General features: G+C 47.3%; 19 protein-coding genes. 7 read left to right on the forward strand and 12 right to left on the reverse strand.

Translation table 11 applies throughout. From position 1 onward, the window contains the following. Positions 1–90 precede the first annotated feature (90 nt). A complete protein-coding gene (gene ppk1, locus NIT79A3_RS14780; RefSeq protein WP_013966956.1) occupies positions 91–2166 on the forward strand; it encodes a polyphosphate kinase 1 in 2076 nt (691 codons plus the stop codon). Here the strand turns inward: ppk1 and ppx are convergent. Further along, the gene (gene ppx / locus NIT79A3_RS14785; RefSeq protein ID WP_013966957.1) at positions 2163–3647 is read right to left on the reverse strand and encodes an exopolyphosphatase; all 1485 of its coding nucleotides are present in this window, start codon (positions 3645–3647) and stop codon (positions 2163–2165) included. The genes ppk1 and ppx overlap by 4 nt on opposite strands. A gap of 58 nt (positions 3648–3705) precedes the next feature. On the opposite strand from ppx, the gene sixA reads away from it, so the two are divergent. Then, positions 3706–4230 carry a phosphohistidine phosphatase SixA gene (gene sixA / locus NIT79A3_RS14790; protein ID WP_013966958.1) on the forward strand — a complete coding sequence of 175 codons (525 nt, stop codon included), beginning with the start codon at positions 3706–3708 and terminating at the stop codon, positions 4228–4230. Positions 4231–4275: 45 nt separating this feature from the next. Here sixA and NIT79A3_RS14795 read toward each other — a convergent pair whose 3' ends face one another. The 4 genes from NIT79A3_RS14795 to NIT79A3_RS14810 form a co-directional block, all read right to left on the reverse strand. Continuing rightward, positions 4276–4737 carry a helix-hairpin-helix domain-containing protein gene (locus NIT79A3_RS14795; protein WP_013966959.1) on the reverse strand — a complete coding sequence of 154 codons (462 nt, stop codon included), beginning with the start codon at positions 4735–4737 and terminating at the stop codon, positions 4276–4278. Positions 4738–4927: 190 nt separating this feature from the next. After that, positions 4928–5287 (reverse strand): YajD family HNH nuclease, encoded by a 360-nt coding sequence (locus NIT79A3_RS14800; protein ID WP_013966960.1) that lies wholly within the window; start codon positions 5285–5287, stop codon positions 4928–4930. A 168-nt stretch (positions 5288–5455) separates the two neighbouring features. Beyond that, positions 5456–7285 carry a long-chain fatty acid--CoA ligase gene (locus tag NIT79A3_RS14805; protein ID WP_013966961.1) on the reverse strand — a complete coding sequence of 610 codons (1830 nt, stop codon included), beginning with the start codon at positions 7283–7285 and terminating at the stop codon, positions 5456–5458. Positions 7286–7354: 69 nt separating this feature from the next. Beyond that, the gene (locus tag NIT79A3_RS14810; RefSeq protein WP_013966962.1) at positions 7355–9826 is read right to left on the reverse strand and encodes an acyl-CoA dehydrogenase; all 2472 of its coding nucleotides are present in this window, start codon (positions 9824–9826) and stop codon (positions 7355–7357) included. Positions 9827–10067: 241 nt separating this feature from the next. On the opposite strand from NIT79A3_RS14810, the gene dapE reads away from it, so the two are divergent. Continuing rightward, positions 10068–11270, forward strand: coding sequence for a succinyl-diaminopimelate desuccinylase (gene dapE, locus NIT79A3_RS14815; protein ID WP_013966963.1), 1203 nt, complete (start codon positions 10068–10070; stop codon positions 11268–11270). A gap of 71 nt (positions 11271–11341) precedes the next feature. On the opposite strand, the gene NIT79A3_RS14820 is transcribed toward dapE, so the two are convergent. Both NIT79A3_RS14820 and NIT79A3_RS14825 read right to left on the reverse strand, forming a co-directional pair. Next, positions 11342–11959, reverse strand: a complete 618-nt coding sequence (locus NIT79A3_RS14820) for a hypothetical protein (protein ID WP_156797100.1) — start codon at positions 11957–11959, stop codon at positions 11342–11344. Between the two features lie 295 nt (positions 11960–12254). Continuing rightward, positions 12255–12857: a DsbA family protein gene (locus NIT79A3_RS14825; protein ID WP_348225774.1), complete on the reverse strand. Its 603-nt coding sequence runs from the start codon at positions 12855–12857 to the stop codon at positions 12255–12257. 205 nt (positions 12858–13062) lie between these two features. On the opposite strand from NIT79A3_RS14825, the gene NIT79A3_RS14835 reads away from it, so the two are divergent. Next, positions 13063–13998, forward strand: a complete 936-nt coding sequence (locus NIT79A3_RS14835) for a DUF6279 family lipoprotein (protein WP_013966966.1) — start codon at positions 13063–13065, stop codon at positions 13996–13998. Positions 13999–14444: 446 nt separating this feature from the next. Here NIT79A3_RS14835 and NIT79A3_RS14840 read toward each other — a convergent pair whose 3' ends face one another. From NIT79A3_RS14840 to NIT79A3_RS14850, 3 genes are all read right to left on the reverse strand, one after another. Continuing rightward, on the reverse strand, positions 14445–14780 hold the full coding sequence (locus NIT79A3_RS14840; protein ID WP_013966967.1) for a hypothetical protein: 336 nt from the start codon (positions 14778–14780) through the stop codon (positions 14445–14447). A 20-nt stretch (positions 14781–14800) separates the two neighbouring features. After that, the gene (locus NIT79A3_RS14845) at positions 14801–15172 is read right to left on the reverse strand and encodes a hypothetical protein (RefSeq protein ID WP_013966968.1); all 372 of its coding nucleotides are present in this window, start codon (positions 15170–15172) and stop codon (positions 14801–14803) included. Positions 15173–15490: 318 nt separating this feature from the next. Then, positions 15491–15826, reverse strand: a complete 336-nt coding sequence (locus NIT79A3_RS14850; protein ID WP_083818002.1) for a phage tail protein — start codon at positions 15824–15826, stop codon at positions 15491–15493. On the opposite strand from NIT79A3_RS14850, the gene NIT79A3_RS14855 reads away from it, so the two are divergent. After that, on the forward strand, positions 15799–16761 hold the full coding sequence (locus tag NIT79A3_RS14855) for an IS5 family transposase (RefSeq protein WP_013964369.1): 963 nt from the start codon (positions 15799–15801) through the stop codon (positions 16759–16761). The two genes, NIT79A3_RS14850 and NIT79A3_RS14855, sit on opposite strands and share 28 nt — an antisense overlap. Positions 16762–16859: 98 nt before the next feature. Here NIT79A3_RS14855 and NIT79A3_RS14860 read toward each other — a convergent pair whose 3' ends face one another. Together NIT79A3_RS14860 and NIT79A3_RS14865 are read right to left on the reverse strand one after the other, a co-directional pair. After that, positions 16860–17144 carry a phage tail protein gene (locus NIT79A3_RS14860; RefSeq protein WP_013966969.1) on the reverse strand — a complete coding sequence of 95 codons (285 nt, stop codon included), beginning with the start codon at positions 17142–17144 and terminating at the stop codon, positions 16860–16862. Positions 17145–17205: 61 nt separating this feature from the next. Then, positions 17206–18726: a helicase HerA-like domain-containing protein gene (locus NIT79A3_RS14865; protein ID WP_013966970.1), complete on the reverse strand. Its 1521-nt coding sequence runs from the start codon at positions 18724–18726 to the stop codon at positions 17206–17208. A 202-nt stretch (positions 18727–18928) separates the two neighbouring features. On the opposite strand from NIT79A3_RS14865, the gene glk reads away from it, so the two are divergent. Both glk and glgP read left to right on the forward strand, forming a co-directional pair. Further along, positions 18929–19933, forward strand: a complete 1005-nt coding sequence (gene glk / locus NIT79A3_RS14870; RefSeq protein ID WP_013966971.1) for a glucokinase — start codon at positions 18929–18931, stop codon at positions 19931–19933. 91 nt (positions 19934–20024) lie between these two features. After that, positions 20025–22577 (forward strand): alpha-glucan family phosphorylase, encoded by a 2553-nt coding sequence (gene glgP, locus NIT79A3_RS14875; protein WP_013966972.1) that lies wholly within the window; start codon positions 20025–20027, stop codon positions 22575–22577. The last annotated feature ends 5 nt before the right edge of the window (positions 22578–22582 follow it).

Here is a 22582-nt window from a genome sequence, read left to right on the forward strand (position 1 = left end):
GAAGCTTGTTTTATATTTCCCTGTTAATCGCCCCTAAGCGGAATTGACCGGCCCGCAACAAATACCAATTTTTCTGAGCAGTTACCATTGATGGATACCATTGACCTCAAAAATCCTACGCTTTATATCAATCGCGAGCTGAGTCTGCTGGAATTCAACCGGCGCGTCATCGAACAAGCCAAAGATGAAAGCTTGCCGCTGCTGGAAAGACTGCGTTTTTTATGTATTGCCAGCACCAATTTGGATGAGTTCTTCGAAATCCGCGTGGCCGGTTTGAAACAACAAGTCAAATACAGCTCTGTGCAAACGGGGGCAGACAATCTGTCACCGGCAGAAGTACTGGCACGTGTCAGTGAAACAGCACATCAGTTTGTGGTTGAGCAGTACAGCGTATGGAATGACATGATCATACCCGCACTGGCCAAGGACAAAATACGATTGCTACGCCGCACGCATTGGAAGCCCTTGCTCAGCCGCTGGGTACATCGCTATTTTAAGGATGAAGTATTACCTGTGCTCAGCCCGATTGGCTTGGATCCTGCGCATCCTTTTCCCAAGGTTCTGAACAAAAATCTCTATTTCATTATATCGTTGGAAGGAAAAGACGCCTTTGGACGAGACTCAGGACTGGCCATTGTGCAAGCGCCGCGCTCATTGCCCAGGATTGTCCAGATTCCGCCAAAATATAGTGGCGGGAATCATGATTTTGTCATGCTGTCATCAATCATTCATGCGCATGTGAGCGATCTGTTTCCCGGTATGAATGCAACCGGTTGCTACCAATTCAAAGTCACGCGCGACAGCGATTTGTTTATTGACGATGAAGAAATTGACGATCTGCTGCGCGCCCTGGAAGGTGAATTGCCTTCGCGGCGATTCAGTGATGCCGTGCGCCTGGAAGTTGCAGATAATTGCCCGGATAATCTCAGCAATTTCCTGTTGCAAAAATTTGGATTACAACCAAGCGACCTTTATCAGGTTGCAGGACCTGTCAATCTGGGACGCTTGCTCGCGATTTGTGATTTGGTTGATCGTCCTGAATTAAAATTTGCCGGATTCACACCGGAAATACCCAGGCGTTTGCTCAAGAATACCAATATATTTGATGCGCTGCACAATGGCGACATCTTGCTGCATCATCCATTTCAATCGTTTGCGCCAATTATCGACTTTCTGCGGCAGGCCGCGGCCGATCCCAATGTGTTATCGATCAAGCAGACGCTTTATCGCACCGGTGTCGATTCGGCAGTCGTCGAAATATTAAAAATAGCCGCGCGTGCCGGCAAGGAAGTCACCGTGGTAATTGAGCTGCGGGCACGGTTCGATGAAGAAGCCAATATCGAATTGGCCAGTGAACTTCAGCAAGCTGGGGCGCATGTGGTATACGGTGTAGTAAATTATAAAACCCATGCCAAAATGATCCTGGTGGTCAGACGGGAAGGCCGCACTCTGCGTCGTTATGTCCATTTGGGAACGGGTAATTATCATGCGCGAACCGCGCGTTTATATACCGACTACGGTCTGCTGACTTGTGACAAAGCGATCGGAGAAGATGTGAACAAGATGTTTCATCAACTGACCGGCCTCGGCCGGGCGGGTAAATTGAAAAAGCTTTTGCAATCGCCTTTCACGCTGCACAAAGGCATACTCAACTATATCGAAAAAGAAATCAGCGCTGCGAATGAAGGAAAAAAAGCCTGGATTATTGCCAAAATGAATGCGTTGGTTGATCCTGAAATCATCGCAGCATTGTATAAGGCTTCACAGGTCGGCGTCAAAATCGATCTGATCATTCGCGGTGTGTGTTGCCTGCGCCCAGGAATTAAAGGTATCTCGGAGAATATTAATGTACGCTCCATCGTAGGCCGTTTCCTGGAACACACCCGCGTTTATTATTTCCATAACGGCGGTGAAGAATTGGTATTTTGTTCCAGTGCTGACTGGATGACACGCAATTTACATTACCGGGTGGAAGTGTGTTTCCCAATCGAAGAAAAACGCACCAGTGACACCGTGATTAAATATGGATTATTAAGTTATCTCTCGGACAACACACAGGCCTGGGTACTGCAAAGTGATGGCTCGTACAAACGTTTAAAACCCGGATCTGCTAAACCGCGTTCGGCGCAACAGCTTCTATTGGAGCATTATTGCGATTTGTCCTAGTTGACCATCAATTTGATGTCTGCAACCTGTAGAAAGTCTTGCTCAGTACCCAAATCAACGAGTGTTAAAGGATGTTTATCCAGCCATTCTGGCGGGAAATCCAGATTAATTCTGTTTTTGTTTACACGAATGCGAATTTCCGGAAGTTTGCTATTGGACCGGCTTCTGTGCAGAACGACGGCTAATCTCAGCAAAACACAAATCCTGATGATAGCGACCCTTCGCGATTGGGAAATGGATTCAAACTCTTCCAGCGGGAATTTCCTGCGATGACTTCTAACCAGCATCGCCAGCTTAATTTGCTCCTGGCGGGAAAAACCCGCCAAATCCGAGTTAGCCGTTAAATAGGCGCCATGCCGGTGATACTGATTATGCGCAACCGATAAACCGATTTCGTGAATGACGGCCCCCCATACTAATAATTTCAAATCCGTTTTTTCATCCAGCTCCCAATCGGTCTCTACCTGACGAAAAAGATTCTCCGCCGTATCCCTAACCCGATCCGCCTGCTCCATATCAACATTGTATCTTTGCGCGACAACCATGATGGTTTTGTCTCTGATATCCTCATTGTGTACCCGGCCAATCAGGTCGTACAACAAACCTTCGCGCAGCGCACCTTCGGATATATTCATCTTATCCAGATTCAGAGCTTCAAAAACCCCGCATAATATCGCCACGCCACTGGCAAATACAGGTTTTCTGCGTTCGGATAAACCTTCAAAATTGATCAACGCGCTGTCACCAATCGCAATGAGTGATTCGATTAACCGTGTCAGCGCGGAAGCGGTGATGCCCGAATCGCACCAGCCTTGCGCCTGTACCACATCGCGTATGGTCATGATGGTTCCGGAAGATCCCAGCGCATGCTCCCACCCCATTTTCTTATAGGCCGTTTCGATCGATTCCAATTCCTGCATCGCAAACAATACAGCTTTACGCATTTTCTTCGCTTTTATTTTGCCATCTTCGAAAAAGCGTTGCTGCATATTGACGCATCCCATATACAGGCTCTCGGTATAGTACGTATCAAATCCGCGGCCAATGATTACCTCGGTACTGCCTCCGCCGATATCAACAACCAGACGTTTATTGATATCATCGTATAAGCTGTGCGCAACACCGGAATAGATAAGCCTGGCTTCCTCACGCCCCGCTATGATCTCGATCTGATGACCCAGTGCGCTATAGGCTTGCGACAAAAAATCCCCGCCATTTCGTGCCTGACGCAGTGTATTGGTCCCCACAGCGCGAACATTCACATGCGGAATATCTCTGATGCGTTGACCGAACCGCTGCAAGCATTCCAGTGCCTGCTGCATGGATTCTTTCGACAACTCCTGCTTGTTATTCAAACCTGCAGCCAACCTGACCATCTCTTTCATGCGGTCAATAATCTGTAGACGGCCGTCCACCAGATTAGCAACAATCATGTGAAAACTATTTGAGCCTAAATCGACAGCGGCGTAGGATTCATCCATGTTTGGTGTCATAGAAATGATAATATGTAGATCAACGAAGGAATTTCATAACAGACCCATGCAAGAACATCAACTGATCATCATGCGCCATGCGAAATCAGACTGGTCTGAAGAAGACCGATCTGATTTTGATCGGCCTTTAACAACTCGCGGGGAAAAAGCCGCAAAACTCATGAGTAAATGGTTAAAGCAGAAACAATATCGCATAGACCGAATCATTTGCTCACCTGCGTTGCGCGCAAAACAAACCTGCCAATTGGTATCAAAGGAACTGGGCATACCCCAGAATAATATTCTTTGGGAACCAGGGATTTATGAGGCCTCATTGAATAACTTACGCTCCCTTGTCAATCAACACAGCGAAGGAATTCATACGTTACTAATCATTGGTCATAATCCAGGGCTTGATCAATTACTCTGTTACCTATCCAAAGACCCGCCACCTGTCAGCAGCTCCGGCAAACTTCTGACTACCGCCGCAGTCGCCATACTAAATTACGGCAATGCCGCCATTACGGCAAATCCGCTTCAGGCACAGTTGCAATACTTGGTCAGACCCAACGATTTATCAAAATTCCAATAAGCTTCCTGAAAAAAGCTTAAAAGCTTATTGGAATACTTGTTTTAGCTATGACTTCTTTTTATCTTTCTTTTTATCTTTCTTTTTATCTTTCTTTTTGCTCTTATCCTTCTTCTTTTTATCTTTTTTTTCTTCTTTCTTGTCGTCCTTTTTATCCTTTTTCTTGCCCTTGTCCTTCATTTCATCCGCTTCGGCCTGATTAACAGGTGGTTTAGCTACAGGCTGTTTAACCGCGGGCTGTTCAATTGCAGTCTTTTTAGTCGCGGCTTTTTTAACGGCTGTCTGAATCTTATTGGCTGGCGTGCTTGGCTGCTTAGTCACCTTACTCCGCAAACAATCCGCCGCTGCTTTCTTGACTGCACGTGCGCGTATATCACCACTCATCCCCGGTATTTTCTGCAATTCTGCCAGACTCATTGAAGCCAGTGCTTCGACAGTTTTGATATTGCGTTCAGATAGCAGTTTGACTGTGGCGGGACCAATTCCAGTAACATCAGTTAATTTAGCCATGACTAGATTCCTGTTTGCTTGAAAAGCTCATTATATCCGTCTGTCAATTTAATACAACGAACATTCGGCAAGCAGTATTGGTGTTATCAACCGTAACTTTAAGCAACCTCCGAATAACTGTCATTTCGAGCGGCGCGAAAAATCTATACTGTTGATTGCCAAAGATTCCTCTTAAATAACACCCGATGAATTACGATTTATTCTTGAGTCTGTCTTTCAGATTGGCAAACGGATTAAATGTGGCGACTGTTTCAGTTCCCCCGCTATCAACGCGCCCCATGGAATCTTTAAGCTTGGAATGTTCATTTTCGTGACAGTAGGTACAGAGTAGTTCCCAATTACTGCCATCGAGCGGGTTGTCATCATGATTACTGTTCTTGTGATGCACTTCCAGCAACTGCAGGTTTTTGTGATCAAACGTGCGTGCGCAACGGCCACAGACCCATGGAAACAACTTGAGTGCTTGCTCCCGGTATCCTCTTGCACGTTTCTCTGCATTCAGGCGTGCTTCCAGAACCACTTTATCCAGCTTACTGGTGTCTTTTGCCATCGATTTGCTTCCTCCACAGCGAGGGATAAGTTAAGGAATCTCTGAATAACTCACCTTTGTCATTCCGAACGGAGTGAGGAATCTTTGGCAATCAACAGTATAGATTTCTCGCTCTGCTCGAAATGACAGTTATTCATAGGTTCCTTAAATGATAGTTTTCCAACAAAGTTAGTGCCCCGTATAAAGTTTATCGACTTCCGCCTTATATTTCTCCAGCACCTTCGCTCGTTTTAACTTCAAAGTAGGCGTTAACAAACCATTTTCAATACTCCAGGGTTCAGGAATAACTGCAATACGGCGTATTTTGGCATAGCCTGGAAACTCACTGGTTTGGTGAGCGACTTTGTTTAATAAAATCTCCTCAGCTTGTTGTCTTTGCTGTTCATTGTCCAAGCTGCCATCCAGACCATATTGTGTCATGAAATCTTTCTGCAGGGCCGGATTCAGAACAACCAGAACACTTAAATAGGAACGCGCTTCACCGATTAACATCACTTGATCAAACAGCGGATCACGCAAAATTGCCGCTTCCATATCGGCCGGCGGTACTTTCTCACCGGTAGACAATACAACAATTTCTTTTAGGCGCCCGGTAATGGTTACATGATCCTGTTCATCAATCGAAGCAATATCACCGGAATTAAGCCAGCCATCCGAGGAAATAATTGCTTTCGTTGCTTCCGGATTATTCCAATACCCCAGCATGACATTAGGTCCGCGTATCAGTAATGCATTACCCTCCCCCAACTTGACTTCGACTCCGGGAATAGGCAAACCCACACTGGCCGGAACATTATCTTTAATTCGATTGGCACAAACTACCGGACTGCTTTCAGTCATACCATAGCCTTGCAGAATGGGTAATCCAAGGCCGATGAATATGCGCGAAACTTCAGTCGATAACGCAGCCCCGCCGCTCATCACAAAACGCAACCGGCCACCCAGTTTATTCATCACCTTACTTGCAACCAGTTTCTCTAATACTGGCCACAAACAATGTGCGGGCCGCCAGCTCCCTCTGCCTTGCTGGCATTCAAAACGGCTATATCCCACGTCTACCGCAAAATTAAATAACCAGCGTGCAAAACCGGAGCCTTCGGCAAGTTTTGCACGGATGCCCGCATACACTCTTTCATAGATTCGTGGTACTGAGATCAACAATGTCGGCCGGATTGTCAGCAGATCCTCTTGTAATTGCTGGATTGAACGTGCATAGGCAATGGTGGCGCCGGCCATCATCGGTACATAGTAGCCCGCTGTGCGCTCAAAAGTGTGTGACAAAGGCAAAAATGAAAGTAACAGATCGCCGGGGAATACCGGTATGACTTGCAAACAACTCGAAGCGTTAGTCAATATATTGCGATGACTCAGCATGACCCCTTTGGGGCGGCCTGACGTACCGGATGTATAGATAATTGTCGCCAGACTATCGGGATCGTTACCAATATGCTTGACTGCGCCGGCATGCGCAGGCAACCAGTCCCAGGTTGATAAAACGCGATCATCATGATACGAACCAAAACCGCCGGATTCATAAGATCGCAATATGACAATACGTTGCAATCCCTCTATCTGGTCACGGATGGCAAAAAACTCCTGCCATTGATGAGAATTCTCCAGAAGCAGCAATTTGATGTTTGCATCGTTAATGATATAAGCCGCGTTCTCAGCACGATCATCGGTATACAAAGGTATTACGATCAACCCGAGACCGAGCGCCGCTTGCTCGAACATAACCCATTCCGGGCAGTTCCTTGTCATTATTGCCACTCGGTCACCTGGAACCAGCGCTTCCTGTTCAAGCGCCGCCTGCCACCGGGCAACCAGTTGATTCATTCTTTCCCAGGTATAACAACTCCACTGTTCGCTAACTAAATTGAAATAACGGTACGCCACTTCTTTCGGCGAGCGTTGCACACGTTCATTAAAAAGACCATCCAGTGTTATTGCCGTCTCCGACGAAATGACACTCGTCATTCCGTCTTGCTCAATTTGCATAACTTTCCCTTTTACTTCAGTTAAAAATTCCAATCCAGCTCTTGGAGTATTTCGGACTCCTACTTAACTTTACTCCACTGTATCCTTATTTTCACTGGCTGTCTTGGCGCTCTCTGTACTTTCGCTGGCCGTACTGGCCGTATCATCACCACGCTTGGCAGCAGCAGTATTTTTATCACTATTTACTGCACTTCTGGTTGCTTTGCCGCCCCCATTACTAGCGGTTTTGGTTTCCTTACCAAAATCAGGTGGAAAATCATCCACCTTAACCACCCGGCTGCGCAAATCTTTCATCTTATTTAGCAAATCGGCTTCTGCAGCAGTGATGACTTTGAGTGCCAATGCCTGGGCAATTTTCTCATCGCCTCGCGCAGTAATCTGACGCAACTTAGTAGCTTCCCGCAGCTTGGCCTCAACCGCCCCGCACTCGATAACACACTGCAAGGCCAATTCCAAATCCGCCATCGGCTCGTTATCCGCTGTCGGCACATAGATCCCGGTCGTCAATCGATCCCTTACGGCACCCGGTTCCATCATTAACCGGGAAACTTCATGCGCCAGGTCGTCAGCAGGCCGTTTGCAGCGTTTGCCGAGCGGAAAAACCAACGCTCTCAGCAACCAGATCAGTGCAATATGTCCGGGGAAGTTAGTCAGAAATTCATCGAAAGCCTGTTGCATTTGATACATGGCATCCTGCATCGACCAGTGCAACAGCGGTAAATCAGCGCTAGGACGGCCATCGTCCTCGAAACGTTTCAATGTCGCCGAGCACAAATAAAGCATGCTCAAAATATCACCCAGTCTCGCAGATAATCTTTCTTTACGTTTGAGAGAGCCGCCTAATCGCATCAGCCCGACATCGGCGATAAAGGCGAAGCTGGCGGAAAAACGTGCCAGTTGGCGATAATAAACGGCCGTTTCCGGGGAGCTGTTTTCCGGCGCATTGTCTTTTATATAATCACCAAACAATGCGTACACCAAACTGTTGGCGGTATTACACAGCGTAAACTTTGCATGCCCTATCAATGCTTCATCAAATGCCAGCGACGCGCTATCCGGGTTCTTATCATGAGTGGCGTTGACTTCTTTTAACAGATAAGGATGGCAACGGAGCGCACCCTGACCAAAAATGATCATGTTGCGCGTCAGAATATTGGCGCCTTCCACGGTGATGCTGACGGGAATCTGCTGATAAGTGCGCCCCAAATAGTTTCTCGGGCCGATACAGATTGCTTTGCCGCCGTGAATATCCATGGCATCGTTAACCGCTTGACGCCCCCTCTCGGTCAGATGGTATTTGACGATCGCCGAGGCCACCGAAGGTTTCTCACCCAGATCCACCGAACCGGCTGTCATAACCCGCGCGGCATCCATCATGTAAGTATTACCGCCAATCCGCGCCAGCGCTTCCTCAATTCCTTCGAAATAACCGATCGGCGTTTTAAATTGCGTGCGCACCCGGCTATACGCGCCAGCGGTTCGTGCTGCCAATTTTGCCGCGCCCACACTGGTGGCTGGCAACGAAATGGCGCGCCCGACTGACAGACAATTCATCAACATGCGCCAGCCTTGCCCGACCCCTTCTTGTCCGCCGATGATCCAATCCATGGGAATGAATACCTCTTTACCCCAATTCGGACCATTTTGGAATGCCCCATTGAGCGGATAATGCCGCCGCCCGATATTCACCCCAGGGGTATTGGTGGGAATGAGCGCCAGGGTAATCCCGAGATCTTCATTTCCGCCGAGTAATTTGTCGGGATCATACAGCTTGAATGCCAGACCTAAAATGGTCGCAACCGGCCCCAGGGTAATATAGCGTTTTTCCCAGGTTACCCGCATGCCCAGGACATCTGTTTTGCCTTCATATTCACCCCGGCAGACGACAGCAAAATCCGGCATGGAACCGGCATCGGACCCGGCTTCCGGTGAAGTCAGCGCAAAACACGGCACTTCCAGACCCTTGGCAAGACGCGGCAGATAATATTCTTTCTGTTTCTCGGTGCCATAATGCAACAACAGCTCAGCCGGTCCCAATGAATTCGGCACCATCACCGTCACTGCCGCCGTACCGCTGCGCGAACCGATTTTCATCACGACTTCAGAGTGTGCCAGCGCCGAAAATCCATAACCGCCATACTGCTTGGGGATAATTAAACCAAAAAAGCCTTTTTCCTTGATAAATTGCCAGACTTCCGGCGGCAAATCTTTCAACTCATGCGTAATTTGCCATTCATCCAGCATCGCGCACAATTGCTCAACCGGACCATTGAGAAAAGCTTGCTCTTCCGCCGTCAATTGCGGCTTTGGATAGGCCAGCAATTTTTTCCAGTCGGGTTTGCCGCTGAATAATTCACCTTCCCACCAAACCGTGCCCGCATCCAATGCTTCCTGTTCCGTCTGGGATATTTGCGGAAGCATTTTGCGAAAAATTTTCAGAATCTGATTGGAAACCAGGAAACGGCGTATGACAGGAACTGCCAGAATCAAACTAATGACTGCAACGAGCAGCAAGATGACATAAAAGAGAAACATGAGCATGATGATTTTCCCCGTAGTGAGTTAAGCCCAAATCAAGTTACGCACATTACATGTCAACAGTGCAAGACATGAATCAGCTGTGTAGAATCCGGCATCGGTCTAAACAGCTTACGGCCTCAAATTTACAGGATAATCACTTAAATCCCTACATTAACCCGAAAGTTTTATAGACATATTGTTGTGTAATTCATACACTCACGCTATAAAAAATATTTCATTACTTAAATTCAGGAGAAATCCCATGTCCAATGACACATTGGCCCTCGCGCAGACACTGATTACCCGCCGCTCACTGACACCTGCCGATGGCGGTTGTCAGGACATTTTAATCGAGCGTCTGGAAAAACTCGGCTTCCATATTGAAAAAATGCGTTTCGGCGAAGTCGATAATCTTTGGGCGCGCCGTGGCAATACGGCTCCGGTGCTCTGCTTCGCGGGACATACCGATGTGGTGCCCACCGGCCCGCTGGAACAATGGGACAGCGATCCGTTTACCCCCGCCATCCGTGATGGCAAACTCTATGGACGCGGCGCTGCCGACATGAAATCTTCGCTCGCAGCCTTTATCACCGCCATCGAAGCTTTTGTCGCACAACATGCCAATCATCAAGGATCGATTGCACTGTTGATCACTTCCGACGAAGAAGGCATCGCAATCGACGGCACGGTCAAAGTGGTTGAAGCGCTGAAAGCACGCGGCGAACTAATGGACTACTGTATTGTGGGTGAACCCACTTGTACTGAAAAGCTGGGAGATACCCTCAAAAATGGCCGCCGCGGTTCCTTATCCGGCAATCTGACGATTAAAGGCATACAAGGCCATATTGCTTATCCGCATCTGGCGAAAAACCCGATCCATCTCGCCGCACCTGCGATTGCGGAATTGGCGCAAACCGAATGGGATCAGGGCAATGAATATTTCCCGCCAACGACCTGGCATATCTCGAATATTCACGGCGGCACAGGCGCCACCAACGTCATCCCCGGCACACTGAATTTATTATTCAATTTCCGCTTCTCAACCGCCAGCACCGTCGAATCGCTCAAAGCCCGCGTGCATGAAATTCTTGACCGGCATGGCTTTGACTATGAATTAGAGTGGGAACTCTCAGGAAAACCTTTTCTCACGCCCAAAGGTGAATTAGCCAACGCCATGAGCAGCGCCATTACCCAAGTCACCACCCTAGAACCGCAGCTTTCAACTTCCGGCGGCACTTCCGATGGCCGGTTTATCGCGGACATCTGCCCGCAGGTCATCGAATTTGGCCCGCTCAATGCAACGATACACAAACTGAATGAGTATGTTGCAGTCGATGACATCGAGCAATTGTCGAAAATTTATCAGCTTACCCTGGAAAATTTATTGGCCATAAAAAATGAAACAGCCCACGCAAATTCAGACAGTTTCATGGATAAATTGAAGAAATTTTTTTCTTTTGGATGAAATGATAATTGGCATGATTGAAATGCCCGCTTCTGGCCAATTGCAGTCGCACATTCGTCATACCTAGCAGGTTAATTGCCATCAAGGCTATTATCAACAGACAACTTCCACGACTTCCAGCCCGCTAGGTCACCGCACCAAGCGATGACTTCGTCGTTCGTTCGCATCACCGCCCAAATGTGGGTTGCGCGGCAGTTGAGATCTGGTGTTTCAGAGGGTGGATTCACCTCGGCCAAGCTATCGCCTGCAGCTGGATGTGTGGCTCGATCGATTTCTACGAAGAAATGGCGGTTAACGGCAGGAGAATGCTTTTCTGCCGATAGCTTGTTGAGGTTATCAGGCTGCTCCAAGGCTTTGAAGAGAACATCGGTAACCCGCTCATGCGACAAAACCCAGTCGCCCGAATTTTCGCCTCTCGAAGTCAGAAAGCTGATAGCGCCAGGGATACCAAACCCGCCTCCACCGTTTTCGATACCCATCTTATAAAGCTCTGTAGCTGCTTGGGCGACTGCATTGTTCTGAAAGTATTGGGTCTGATGGTCAAACTTAATCACCCCGTGACTCTCTAAAACCACAAGGTGTTTGCATCCACACTCCTGAATCCATCGTGGATCTGGATTGTGCGCCATCAGTAGCCATCCATTCTGGAGCGTGGCACATCGGATCGCCCCATGTTTACTCTCTCTCATGAGAGAGCGTTTTGATTCCTGATGGATTGCGGCTGTAACCTCTACGATTGCAACCTTTTTATTTTCTTTGTCAAAAATATCGAAGTCGTGCTCTCTGTCGCTCTGCTTCTCAACGTGCACAACTTGGCTACCCTCAGGAAGCAACTTAGACAATGTCCACAATGCAAGTTTTTCGCTTTGATTTATAATCATAATCAGTATATTCTGACTCCGTACCGGTGGTTTCCACGCATCGGACTATCACCTGCGTACGCATACGTCGCCTTTGGGTCGAATTCAGTTAATCACTATCAGATCAAGTTTGAGTGAATACAGATTCGATTGATTTTATTTCATCCAGCATGGCTCGATGATCCCAATAATCGATAGCAATCGGAAACACGGTATTGTTATGCACCAGCCGCAAAGACGGATAGGAATAGCCATCCAGGCTTCTTGCCCGTTGAATTTGATGGCGTAGTTCACTTTCTATCGCCGGACTTCTCAGATCTTCGATAAAAATTGCTTCGTTCAATCCAATCTCGCGGGCGCATGCTTGCAAGGTTTCCGGCAGCGATGGATTCTTCGCTTGTTGATAATAAGCGGTCTGAATGGCGCATATCATTTCCACTTCAGCTTCTGCGCGTTGCTTTTTGGCTGCCAGAACGGCCCGGCAGGCCGGATAAGTTGAGCGAATCGGCGTATTCTGTGACCAGAAGTCCCAATTGAAGTGAACTCCGGGAACCGTTTGCTCGATGCGCTGCCATGCCTGTTGCACCATTGCTTGTGTCGCGAGCGGCATGGGTTCCATGGTATCCGGTGCCAGCCCGCCGACAAGGTAGACAATTTTCATGTCTCGCGGCAAATCCTGCTGCAACGCAGACCAGCTTTGGCTGAATGCGTAGCACCAGCTACACATGGGGTCATGGATATAAAAAAGCCGAGGAATGGATTTCAATGCTTAAATGAATGTTCAAAGGGTAGTATTATCAGTAATCTTATCGCTAATAAGCGATTAATCCTAACCATTTGGCCCAGATTGATATAAATTTCTATTGCTATTGCTATTGCTATTGCTATTGCTATAAAAAAACTAGGAGTATTTCTATCTCGTGAGAACCCAAATGCATTATCGTAAGCCCCTGCTTGCATCTTTTAGTTTGCAACCGATGAGTACAATGGGGAATGCCGTGCGGATGTCTCTTGCGAAAGGCATATTGATCTGTTTGCTGCTTCTGCTCGGCAGTTGCAGTATGTTGCGCCTCGGTTACGATCAAGGACCACAGCTCGTCTGGTGGTGGCTCGATGGTTACGTGAACTTTAGCAGCGAACAGACGCCACACGCTAAGGAGGCGATCCGCCGGTGGTTTGATTGGCACCGCAAAACGCAGCTCCCCGAATACGCGGCTTTGCTAGCCGGGCTGCGCAACCAGCTCAATGATTCCGTGACACCGGCACAGGTTTGCGGTTGGTCTGAAGAACTGAGAAACACCGTGGCGCCAGCGTTCGACCATATGTTGCAGCTCGGTGCACCGTTGGTGCCGGGTTTGGGCGAGGCACAATGGCAACACATGGAGAAACACTACAGCAAGGGTAACGAAGAACTGCGGCGCGACCACCTGCAACCGAATATCGAAGAGCGACTGGAAGCATCGGCCAAACGCACCATCAAACGCATCGAGAATCTCTACGGCAGCATTGACGAGGCGCAACGGCGCTTGGTCGTTGCCAACATTGAAGCATCACCTTTCGACCCCGAAGCCTGGCTGATCGAACGCCAACGCCGGCAACACGAAACGCTGCTGACACTGCGCCGCCTGGCTGCTGAGCCGGTCGAAACCGAGCAAATCGTCGCAGCACTGCGCGTATTGATCGAGCGCGTCGAGCGCTCTGCTGATGCCGATTACCGCGCCTACCAGGTGAAACTGACCGAATACAACTGCGCTTTCATCGCGCAACTACACAACAGCACCAATGCCACCCAGCGCCGCCATGCGCATGACAAACTCAAGGGCTGGGAAGGTGATTTTCGTGCGCTGGCAAGCCAACACACTCGGTAACGTGCTCTATCCAACCTATCCGGCAGCTTTTGCTCCCATGACGTTCGCTTCTTGTTCCGAGCCATTAATCGCGTGAAATAAATTTCAACCAATACTCAACTTGACAGTTCACCGATTGAAGAAAAGAACCATTCCGATGCCTGCCTGAGTAGAAGCGCATTTGAGGGAAGGAGGCATGGAATGGGGAGGGGGAAGAAAGTAAAGTTATGATCCATAAGATGATTACATCTGCAACACAACCTGTACTGTTCGGATAGGATTATCCCGGGGAAATAAAGAAAAGGGAATGTGACAAATTGTCGCAAGCAGAGGGTTTGATCACAACTGATTAAAAATGACACCCGGAATGAAATTGTAATTCATTGAATTTGTGAGAAAAACACACACATCAGCGCCACGAAAAAACATGAGAATCACAGCGTGGCCACTCACTTCCTGAGTTAATTTTATTCAATCAGCTCAGCAAGATCACTTTTCTTTAACTTTATTTTGTAAAGCAGCTTGTCGTAAAAGTGAATTCGAATGATCGAACGAACAATCAAATAGACACTTAAAACAACCAAAGCAAAATTAAGTATCGCCAATGGAATCAGAAAATGCAAAACACTGGGCGCATCATACAGTCTTGAAGTCGCTACCAGCACACTCATAACAGACAAAGGAAGGGCCAATATGGCTATACCCGTTCGCATCACGGAAAGTGAAGTGCGTTTTTCAGCCAAAATAAGCTGAATCTCATCCATGACTACTGTTGGATCGGCCTTATCGATATCCTCAATCAAATCTCATACCTCTGAACTTGCTAGACAATTTTGCACGGAATGACGGCATCTTCGTCATAAGTATAAATTGCACAAAGCCGATGATAGCCATCCGCAACAATCACTTTTCCATTTACCGGATCTCGTACCAGCAAAATAGGGGATAACTTATCCCCAGATTGTATTTTCTGTTGATTTTTATTGATTTGCGTATTGCTTATACCGAGCAAAGATAAATTGGATGCTCTAAAAATATCCTTGGCTTTGAACTCTGAAATCTTCGCCTGTTTTAGATTATCCACATAACCAATCGCTGTCTGTTCATCGTAAATCAGGTTCAAGTAAGACAAGGCTGCCGGATAATTATGAGCTTCTGGTTCACTTAACCACTTAATTTCTGTTTTCTTTGCCATGATTATAGAAATGAATTTCGCAGACTAGATTTGTAAGACAATATTTACCGCATATTCTGTGATATTTGCATCTTTCAAAATTATGAACCTCGCCGCAAGTAAGAAGGAATTGCCTCGTAGAGATTCAACCGAACCCCTGGAAAACATTTTTACACCACTAGTCAGCGGAGCAATGCCGCGTTTTAACGACAGATTGTCGCCAAGCCTAATGGAGGTGCCACCACCCCATTAAAATAGAAAGCAGATGGTGGATAAAAATGTCCGAATAGCGAAATACCCATCAGGTACTAGCCTACTTGCAAAATTAGAGTTAAAAAATCAACTATTTGAGATAGTTATGCCTTCATGCACGATTTCTATGCTCTCAATTGCCACTTCATTACCTTCCGATTTCAAGTCGGTACTGGTAATCTTTGTCGGCCAAGCATTCGTCAGTGTCCATACCATGGTGGCCTTACCGGTTTCATCCAGCAGACTGATGGTAATCGGCAATCGTTTAATCGTATTCATTTTAATTTGTTTAAACCAATCCCAGAATTTGCTATCCCCTTTAAGGAAACTCTGATTAAGTCCCAAAAACTTGTAAAATACGCGGTAGATTGTAACCACTGCAAGGGAATGCATTGATGAAACAATTAGTATTGTCGATTCCATTATTTATCAAGAAACCAAAAGTAACTCGCCGGCAAAAGTTTCTCGAAGAAATGGAGCAAGTGGTTCCATGGGTAGACTGGACGAATCGGATCGCGCCGCACTATCCGGTAGCAGGTTTGGGACGCAAGCCATTTGCGTTGGAAGCGATGCTGCGGATTCATATGATGCAGCAATGGTTTGGTTATTCAGATCCGGCAATGGAAGAAGCGTTACATGATGTGCCGATGCTACGTGAATTTGCAGGACTAGATGCGGGAGAAGATGTTATGCCTGATGAGACGACGATCCTCAAGTTTCGCCACCTGCTGGAGAAGCATCACTTGGCACAAAGCCTGTTTGCTGAAACAACTGGGCGGTTAGCGCAACAGGGATTATTGCTGCGTCAGGGCACGATAGTTGACGCCACGCTGATAGCGGCTGCGCCATCGACCAAGAACCGGCAACGCAAACGTGATGGCGAGATGAGTTCGACTAAGAAAGGCAACAACTATTACTTTGGATTAAAAGCACACATAGGCGTAGATGCCGATTCCGGCCTGGTGCATAGCCTGGAAATTACCACGGCCAAAGTGGCCGATGGCAACATGATTGATGCGCTGGTACATGGCGAAGAGGCAATTGTATTGGGTGATCGGGCTTATACTCGTAATGATCGCAATCTGGAAGCGCAACGACAGCCGGAAGAGCCGGTCTGGGGTATGCCATTCAAACGCAAGCGCGGTGAGGAATTGCCAGCAGAACATGCCGTGCTCAATCGTATGCTAGCTTCACTACGCGCAAAGGTTGAACATCCGTTTCGTATTGTCAAAAGACAATTTGGTTATACCAAAGTCCGTTACCGAGGATTGTTCAAGAATGCACAACAGCTTTATCTGTTGTTTGCCTTGGCTAATCTTTACCATGTCCGTAAGGTGTGGATGCCAACCACGGGATAATTCCGTCCAATATCCCTGAAAATCAGCATCAGGGGACAGAATAGTATGCAATCTGCTAAAAATTACAGTTATTAATCGCACAATAATGCCTATATTAGCTACTCTACCGATAGCTTTGTCGACAAAACTAGAATAAATAACTTAATCAGAGCTTCCTTAAAGATGCCTTTCTTCATGGTGATATTTCCGGCCTTCTTCATTCCCGGCATCTTGATCACCGAAAATTCCGGGCTATCGCCATGACGATATTTGATTTCTTCTGACTGGATGTCCAATCCGCTCACTTCCTGAAATAACATCACTTGAGAATCCCACTTAACCTGAAAATAAAACTTTGGTATGGGCCAAACAGTAGTCGATTGACTTGATCCATCATCTGCCATAAATTATCTCTATTTTTATGTCTAAAGCTAATTAAACATCGCTCTATTCTCGGATAGCCTCCTAGCGCCTTTTCTGGCCTAGTAATGACCCCAGCAAGCCGCGGGTAATTTCACGGGCGATAGACGAACCCACCGAACGAGCTGCGCTCTTTGCAAAGGCGTCAATTACCCCCTCGCGGCGCCCGCCACGTTTCCCGGATGAACCCAACAACAAGTCGCTCAAATCCCCCAAGATTCCTTCGCTCGCTGGTTTCTGCAAATTCTCCTGATTTTTGGTTTGAGATGAGTCGCCAAGCGGTTTTTCAGTACCGGTTCGCGCCTGCAATAGTTCAAAAGCGCTCTCGCGATCTATCTCCTGTTCGTACACACCAGCCACAAGCGAGGATCGAATCAGTTGTTTTCGTTCCTCTGGCATAATAGGGCCAATCTGGCTAACCGGAGGCACTATAAAAGCGCGCTCGGTAATACTGGGAGAACCGTCGGAATCGAGGAAAGAGATCAATGCTTCGCCAACCGAAAGTTCTAGAATGGCTTGTTTGACATTCAGTTTCGGATTAGGCCGCATGGTTTCAGCAATAGAATTTACAGCTTTCTGGTCACGCGGCGTGAATGCGCGTAACGCGTGCTGAACGCGATTACCCAATTGAGTCAAGACTTTTTCCGGGATATCAAACGGGTTTTGTGTCACGAAAAAAACCCCCACACCTTTGGAGCGGATCAATCTCACGACTTGTTCAATCTTCTCCAGCAAAGCGGGAGATGCCATACTAAACAACAAATGCGCTTCGTCAAAAAAGAATACCAGTTTAGGTTTTTCACGATCACCGGTCTCCGGCAAATTTTCGTACAATTCAGACAGCATCCAGAGCAAATACGTGCTGTACAACCGCGGCGAATTTAACAACTTATCAGCAGCAAGAATATTGATGACACCTTTGCCATCGATTGTCTGCATTAAATCCTCGATATTGAGCATCGGCTCACCAAAGAACTTGTCCCCGCCCTGCTTTTCTATCTGCAATAAGCTGCGCTGAATTGCACCGATTGAAGCGGATGAAACATTGCCATACTGTGTTCTGAATTTGTCGGCATTGTCGCCGACAAATTGCAATAATGCGCGCAAATCCTTCAAATCGAGTAACAACAGGCCATGATCATCGGCCACTTTAAAAACCAATGCGAGTACGCCTTCCTGTGTTTCATTCAGATTCAGCAAGCGCGCCAGCAGCAGCGGCCCCATATCAGAAATCGTCGCACGTAACGGATGACCGCTTTCCTGCAATACGTCCCACAGAGTCACTGGAAAACCTTGCCATTCCGGCAGATCCAGTTTTAACAGATCCACACGTGCTTTTATTTTTCCGGACAGCGATCCAGGTTTACAAATACCCGTCAAATCGCCTTTGACATCCGCCATAAACACCGGCACTCCGATACTGGAGAAACACTCTGCCAACTTCTGCAAGGTAACCGTCTTACCGGTACCGGTTGCACCGGTAATGCAGCCATGACGTGTCGCCATGGCGGGCAGAAGCGCCAAGTCAGTTTTACTTGTTTTAGCGATGATCAGTGGTTCAATCATAATGTATTCAATAAAAACACTTTAAAAAATTACCGGTTGAGAAATCAATTCCTTCCAATTTCCGAAAAAATGTACTGAATGTTCAATTGTATGTCAAACCGTAGCAAAGACAATGAAAACATGTCTATCGATGTATACTATTACTTTGGTACTGATGCACGCACCAGTTTTTTAAGCAAACTTCCTAGAAATTTCTGGATTGATGACTTTGAACAAACAGCTTATTTATGGCGACATTGGTGGCACCAAAACCATTCTGCAATTGGCTGAAATAAGAGACGGAGAAATCCATCAGCAATTCACACATCGTTATGACAGCGCCGCCTTTGTAACTTTCTCTGACATGCTGAGAGATTTTCTGAATCGGACCGAAACAACGAATCATCCGGTAGCAGCCTGCTTTGCAATCGCAGGACCTATCGTTGCCCAACAAACAAAAGTAACCAATTTACCCTGGCAAATAAGTAGCACGGGCATTTCGGCTGAATTTTCTATTCCCGTTGTCAAGCTCATCAATGATTTTGAAGCGGCGGCATTGGCGATTGAAAGCCTGTCACCCAACGATTTGATCACACTTCAAACAGGGCAAAGCCATGCACAAGCGATGCGTGTCGTACTGGGTGCGGGCACAGGGATGGGCGTGGCCTGGCTTACCTGGCTGGAAGGCCGCTATTTCGCATTGCCGACTGAGGCAGGTCATATGGATTTTGCACCGGTCAATGAATTACAAATCCACTTGCTCAAGGCATTACATGATAAATTCGGCCATGTATCGGTAGAACGTTTGCTATCCGGATCCGGATTAACCAATATTTTTAATTTCCTGCAAATGAATGCAGCGATAGCTTCAGATTTAGCACCGGTTATTCTTGAGGAAGACAGCGGCGCCACCATAACCGCACTGGCCCAGACCCGCAAACATCCGATCGCAATCAAATCATTGGATTTATTTGCTGAGATTTATGGGGTCTACGCGGGTAATCTGGCGCTGGCTGGATTATGCCGCGGCGGCGTATACATAGCAGGCGGCATTGCCCCTCGGATTATTAATATATTAAGCTCGGGCGGCTTTATGCGCGCATTTCGAGACAAAGGACGATTTTCTGCATTGATGAATGAAATTCCCGTGCATGTCATAACAAATACTGAAATCAGCTTGCTGGGTGCCAAACAAGAGGCACATAATCTGCTCAATAGTCAGGATTGAAAATTTGGCGGTTTCAAGATTCAATTCCCATTCTTCAACACAATGAATTAGCCACCCATACAAAAAATAATTCTCATCAAGGAGAGTCAACATGTTTTCGAGAACTGCTTTCACCATTACCGTCAATCCTAAAATTCCGCCACGTCTTAGGCGTTTGGAAGAATTGGCCAACAATCTCTGGTATAGCTGGGATCGTGCTACACGCACGCTTTTTTCCCGCCTTGATCCGCATCTATGGGAAGCAGTAGGGCATAATCCCAAGGCGTTTCTTAAACGCGTAGATGAATCGGCATTGTTGAAAGCAACGGAAGACCGGGTTTTCCTGGCTACCTACAACAGCATCCTGTCCACTTATGATTCCTATCATGATGCATCATCACAGGATTATGCGGGTCACCTAGGCCCGCAAGATCAGGTTGCCTATTTCTGTTTCGAATTTGGATTTCATGAAAGCCTGCCGATTTATTCCGGCGGCTTGGGCATTCTGGCCGGTGATCACTGTAAGGCAGCCAGCGATTTACACTTGCCATTCGTAGCGATTGGCTTGCTCTATCGCCAAGGATATTTTTCTCAGACGATCGATAGCATGGGCAATCAACAGGTTACCTACACCATCTCGGATTTTGAGGATCTGCCAGTCACGCCAATCTTGCATGCTAATGGTTCAAGTGTACAAATCGAAGTGGCATTGCCGCAACGCATAGTTGTTGCAAAAGTATGGCAAGCAAAAATCGGCCATGTAACACTTTATCTGCTCGATACCGATTTGGCGGAGAATTCTCCACAAGACCGCTATATCACGCACAACCTTTATGGGGGTGACAGAACCATGCGGATTGAACAGGAGATTATTTTGGGCATCGGGGGTGTGCGTGCACTCCAGGCGCTTGGTATAAAACCGACTGTGTGGCATATCAACGAAGGTCATGCTGCTTTTATGATTCTCGAGCGCATTTACAATCTGGTGGAACAAGGGCTTGATTTTGCCAGTGCGCTGGAGAGTGTGGCCGTCAATACTGTATTTACGACGCATACTGCGGTACCTGCCGGGCATGATCATTTCAGTGCAGAAATGATGCAAACTTATTTTGACAGTTTTTATCGCAGCTTTAACATTACGCGCGAAGAATTCCTGGCACTCGGTCATGCCCCTGGAAGTCCTGACTTCAATATGACGGCACTGGCGATTCACGGTTCACGCACACACAATGGTGTCAGTAAGATACACGGCGACGTATCAGCAAATATCTGCCGGGATTTGTGGCCGCAGATTGAACCGGAGGAAAATCCGATCTCCTATATTACGAATGGTGTCCATGTGCCAACCTTCCTGGCGCAGGAATGGTCTGATCTGTTTGATCGTTATCTCGGCCATGAATGGCGCAATAAAATGTGCGATACCGGCTATTGGTCGGATATTAATGCCATACCTGATCATTTATTCTGGAGTGTGCGTCAATCGTTAAAATCGCAAATGTTTCACGGCATCCGCTCGCGCATCACTGATCAAAACACTAGGAATCATGGCTCCGAGGCACATCTTGACCGGCTACTGAAGTTTGTTGACCCCATCAATCCAAACGTACTGACATTGGGCTTTGCACGCCGATTCGCCACGTATAAGCGCGCCGCTTTACTATTCGAAAACCTCGACTGGCTGCGGAAAATTATCCTTGATCAGGATCGCCCCGTGTTGCTTATTTTTGCCGGCAAGGCACACCCTGCCGACGTGCCGGGTCAGGATGTCATCCGGAGAATCAGTCAGATTGCACAATTCCCAGAATTTGAAGGACGGCTCTTATTAATTGAAGGCTATGATTTACGGCTCGCCCGCCGCTTAGTTGCCGGCGTGGATGTTTGGCTTAACAACCCGATCTATCCGCTCGAAGCCAGTGGCACATCGGGCATGAAAGCTGGTATTAACGGCGCCATTAACCTGAGTGTATTGGATGGCTGGTGGGGAGAAGGCTACGACGGCAAAAATGGCTGGGCGATCAAACCGGGTCCGAGAGATATGGAGGGCGTGCTGCGCGATAAAGAAGAAAGCCGCGCGCTGTATGAAATCCTGCAAGATCAGGTAGTTCCGCTCTATTACAACTATGGCAAACTCGGCTATTCGCCTGAATGGGTGAAAATGGCGAAACATTCGATGATGTCACTACTGCCGCGTTATAACTCTACCCGCATGGTCGATGAATACGTAACAAAATTCTATCGTTCCGCCAGTAACAAAGGCACGCTATACACAGAAAATAATTTTGCTGGCGCAAAAAATATTGCTGCGTGGAAAGCCAAAATAAGAAACGCTTGGCGTGGCGTAACACTACGCCGGTTAGACATTCCCTCTGAACGCGCTCATTTTAGTGAAGCGTTGAATTTTAAAGTAGCCGCCAGACTGAACAATTTGGAACCGGAGGATGTCATCGTAGAGCTACTGATGCACCGCCAGTATAAAAAAACCCGATTAAGCAACTTTAATCATTTCAAGTTTGAATATACAGGCACAAAGGATTCAGACGAACATATTTTTGAACTGCAGTTAACACCGGAATTGTGTGGCAAGCAGGAATATTATATCCGTATTTATCCCTGTCATCCGTTGCTGTCTCACCCATTGGAAATGGGCATGATGGTTTGGTTGTAAATTAC

This window comes from Nitrosomonas sp. Is79A3, from assembly GCF_000219585.1.
In the GTDB taxonomy this organism is placed as follows: domain Bacteria; phylum Pseudomonadota; class Gammaproteobacteria; order Burkholderiales; family Nitrosomonadaceae; genus Nitrosomonas.

What these genes read in the sequence shown, in the direction of transcription:
- sixA (WP_013966958.1), top strand. Translation starts at nt 3,706, where the DNA reads ATGCAAGAACATCAACTGATCATCATGCGCCATGCGAAATCAGACTGG.
- ppk1 (WP_013966956.1), top strand. Translation starts at nt 91, where the DNA reads ATGGATACCATTGACCTCAAAAATCCTACGCTTTATATCAATCGCGAG.
- NIT79A3_RS14835 (WP_013966966.1), top strand. Translation starts at nt 13,063, where the DNA reads ATGCATTATCGTAAGCCCCTGCTTGCATCTTTTAGTTTGCAACCGATG.
- dapE (WP_013966963.1), top strand. Translation starts at nt 10,068, where the DNA reads ATGTCCAATGACACATTGGCCCTCGCGCAGACACTGATTACCCGCCGC.
- glgP (WP_013966972.1), top strand. Translation starts at nt 20,025, where the DNA reads ATGTTTTCGAGAACTGCTTTCACCATTACCGTCAATCCTAAAATTCCG.
- NIT79A3_RS14795 (WP_013966959.1), bottom strand. Translation starts at nt 4,737, where the DNA reads ATGGCTAAATTAACTGATGTTACTGGAATTGGTCCCGCCACAGTCAAA.
- glk (WP_013966971.1), top strand. Translation starts at nt 18,929, where the DNA reads ATGACTTTGAACAAACAGCTTATTTATGGCGACATTGGTGGCACCAAA.
- NIT79A3_RS14820 (WP_156797100.1), bottom strand. Translation starts at nt 11,959, where the DNA reads ATGAGAGAGAGTAAACATGGGGCGATCCGATGTGCCACGCTCCAGAAT.
- NIT79A3_RS14845 (WP_013966968.1), bottom strand. Translation starts at nt 15,172, where the DNA reads ATGGCAAAGAAAACAGAAATTAAGTGGTTAAGTGAACCAGAAGCTCAT.
- NIT79A3_RS14825 (WP_348225774.1), bottom strand. Translation starts at nt 12,857, where the DNA reads ATGTGTAGCTGGTGCTACGCATTCAGCCAAAGCTGGTCTGCGTTGCAG.
- NIT79A3_RS14855 (WP_013964369.1), top strand. Translation starts at nt 15,799, where the DNA reads ATGAAACAATTAGTATTGTCGATTCCATTATTTATCAAGAAACCAAAA.
- NIT79A3_RS14805 (WP_013966961.1), bottom strand. Translation starts at nt 7,285, where the DNA reads ATGCAAATTGAGCAAGACGGAATGACGAGTGTCATTTCGTCGGAGACG.
- NIT79A3_RS14850 (WP_083818002.1), bottom strand. Translation starts at nt 15,826, where the DNA reads ATGGAATCGACAATACTAATTGTTTCATCAATGCATTCCCTTGCAGTG.
- NIT79A3_RS14860 (WP_013966969.1), bottom strand. Translation starts at nt 17,144, where the DNA reads ATGGCAGATGATGGATCAAGTCAATCGACTACTGTTTGGCCCATACCA.
- NIT79A3_RS14810 (WP_013966962.1), bottom strand. Translation starts at nt 9,826, where the DNA reads ATGCTCATGTTTCTCTTTTATGTCATCTTGCTGCTCGTTGCAGTCATT.
- NIT79A3_RS14800 (WP_013966960.1), bottom strand. Translation starts at nt 5,287, where the DNA reads ATGGCAAAAGACACCAGTAAGCTGGATAAAGTGGTTCTGGAAGCACGC.
- NIT79A3_RS14865 (WP_013966970.1), bottom strand. Translation starts at nt 18,726, where the DNA reads ATGATTGAACCACTGATCATCGCTAAAACAAGTAAAACTGACTTGGCG.
- ppx (WP_013966957.1), bottom strand. Translation starts at nt 3,647, where the DNA reads ATGGATGAATCCTACGCCGCTGTCGATTTAGGCTCAAATAGTTTTCAC.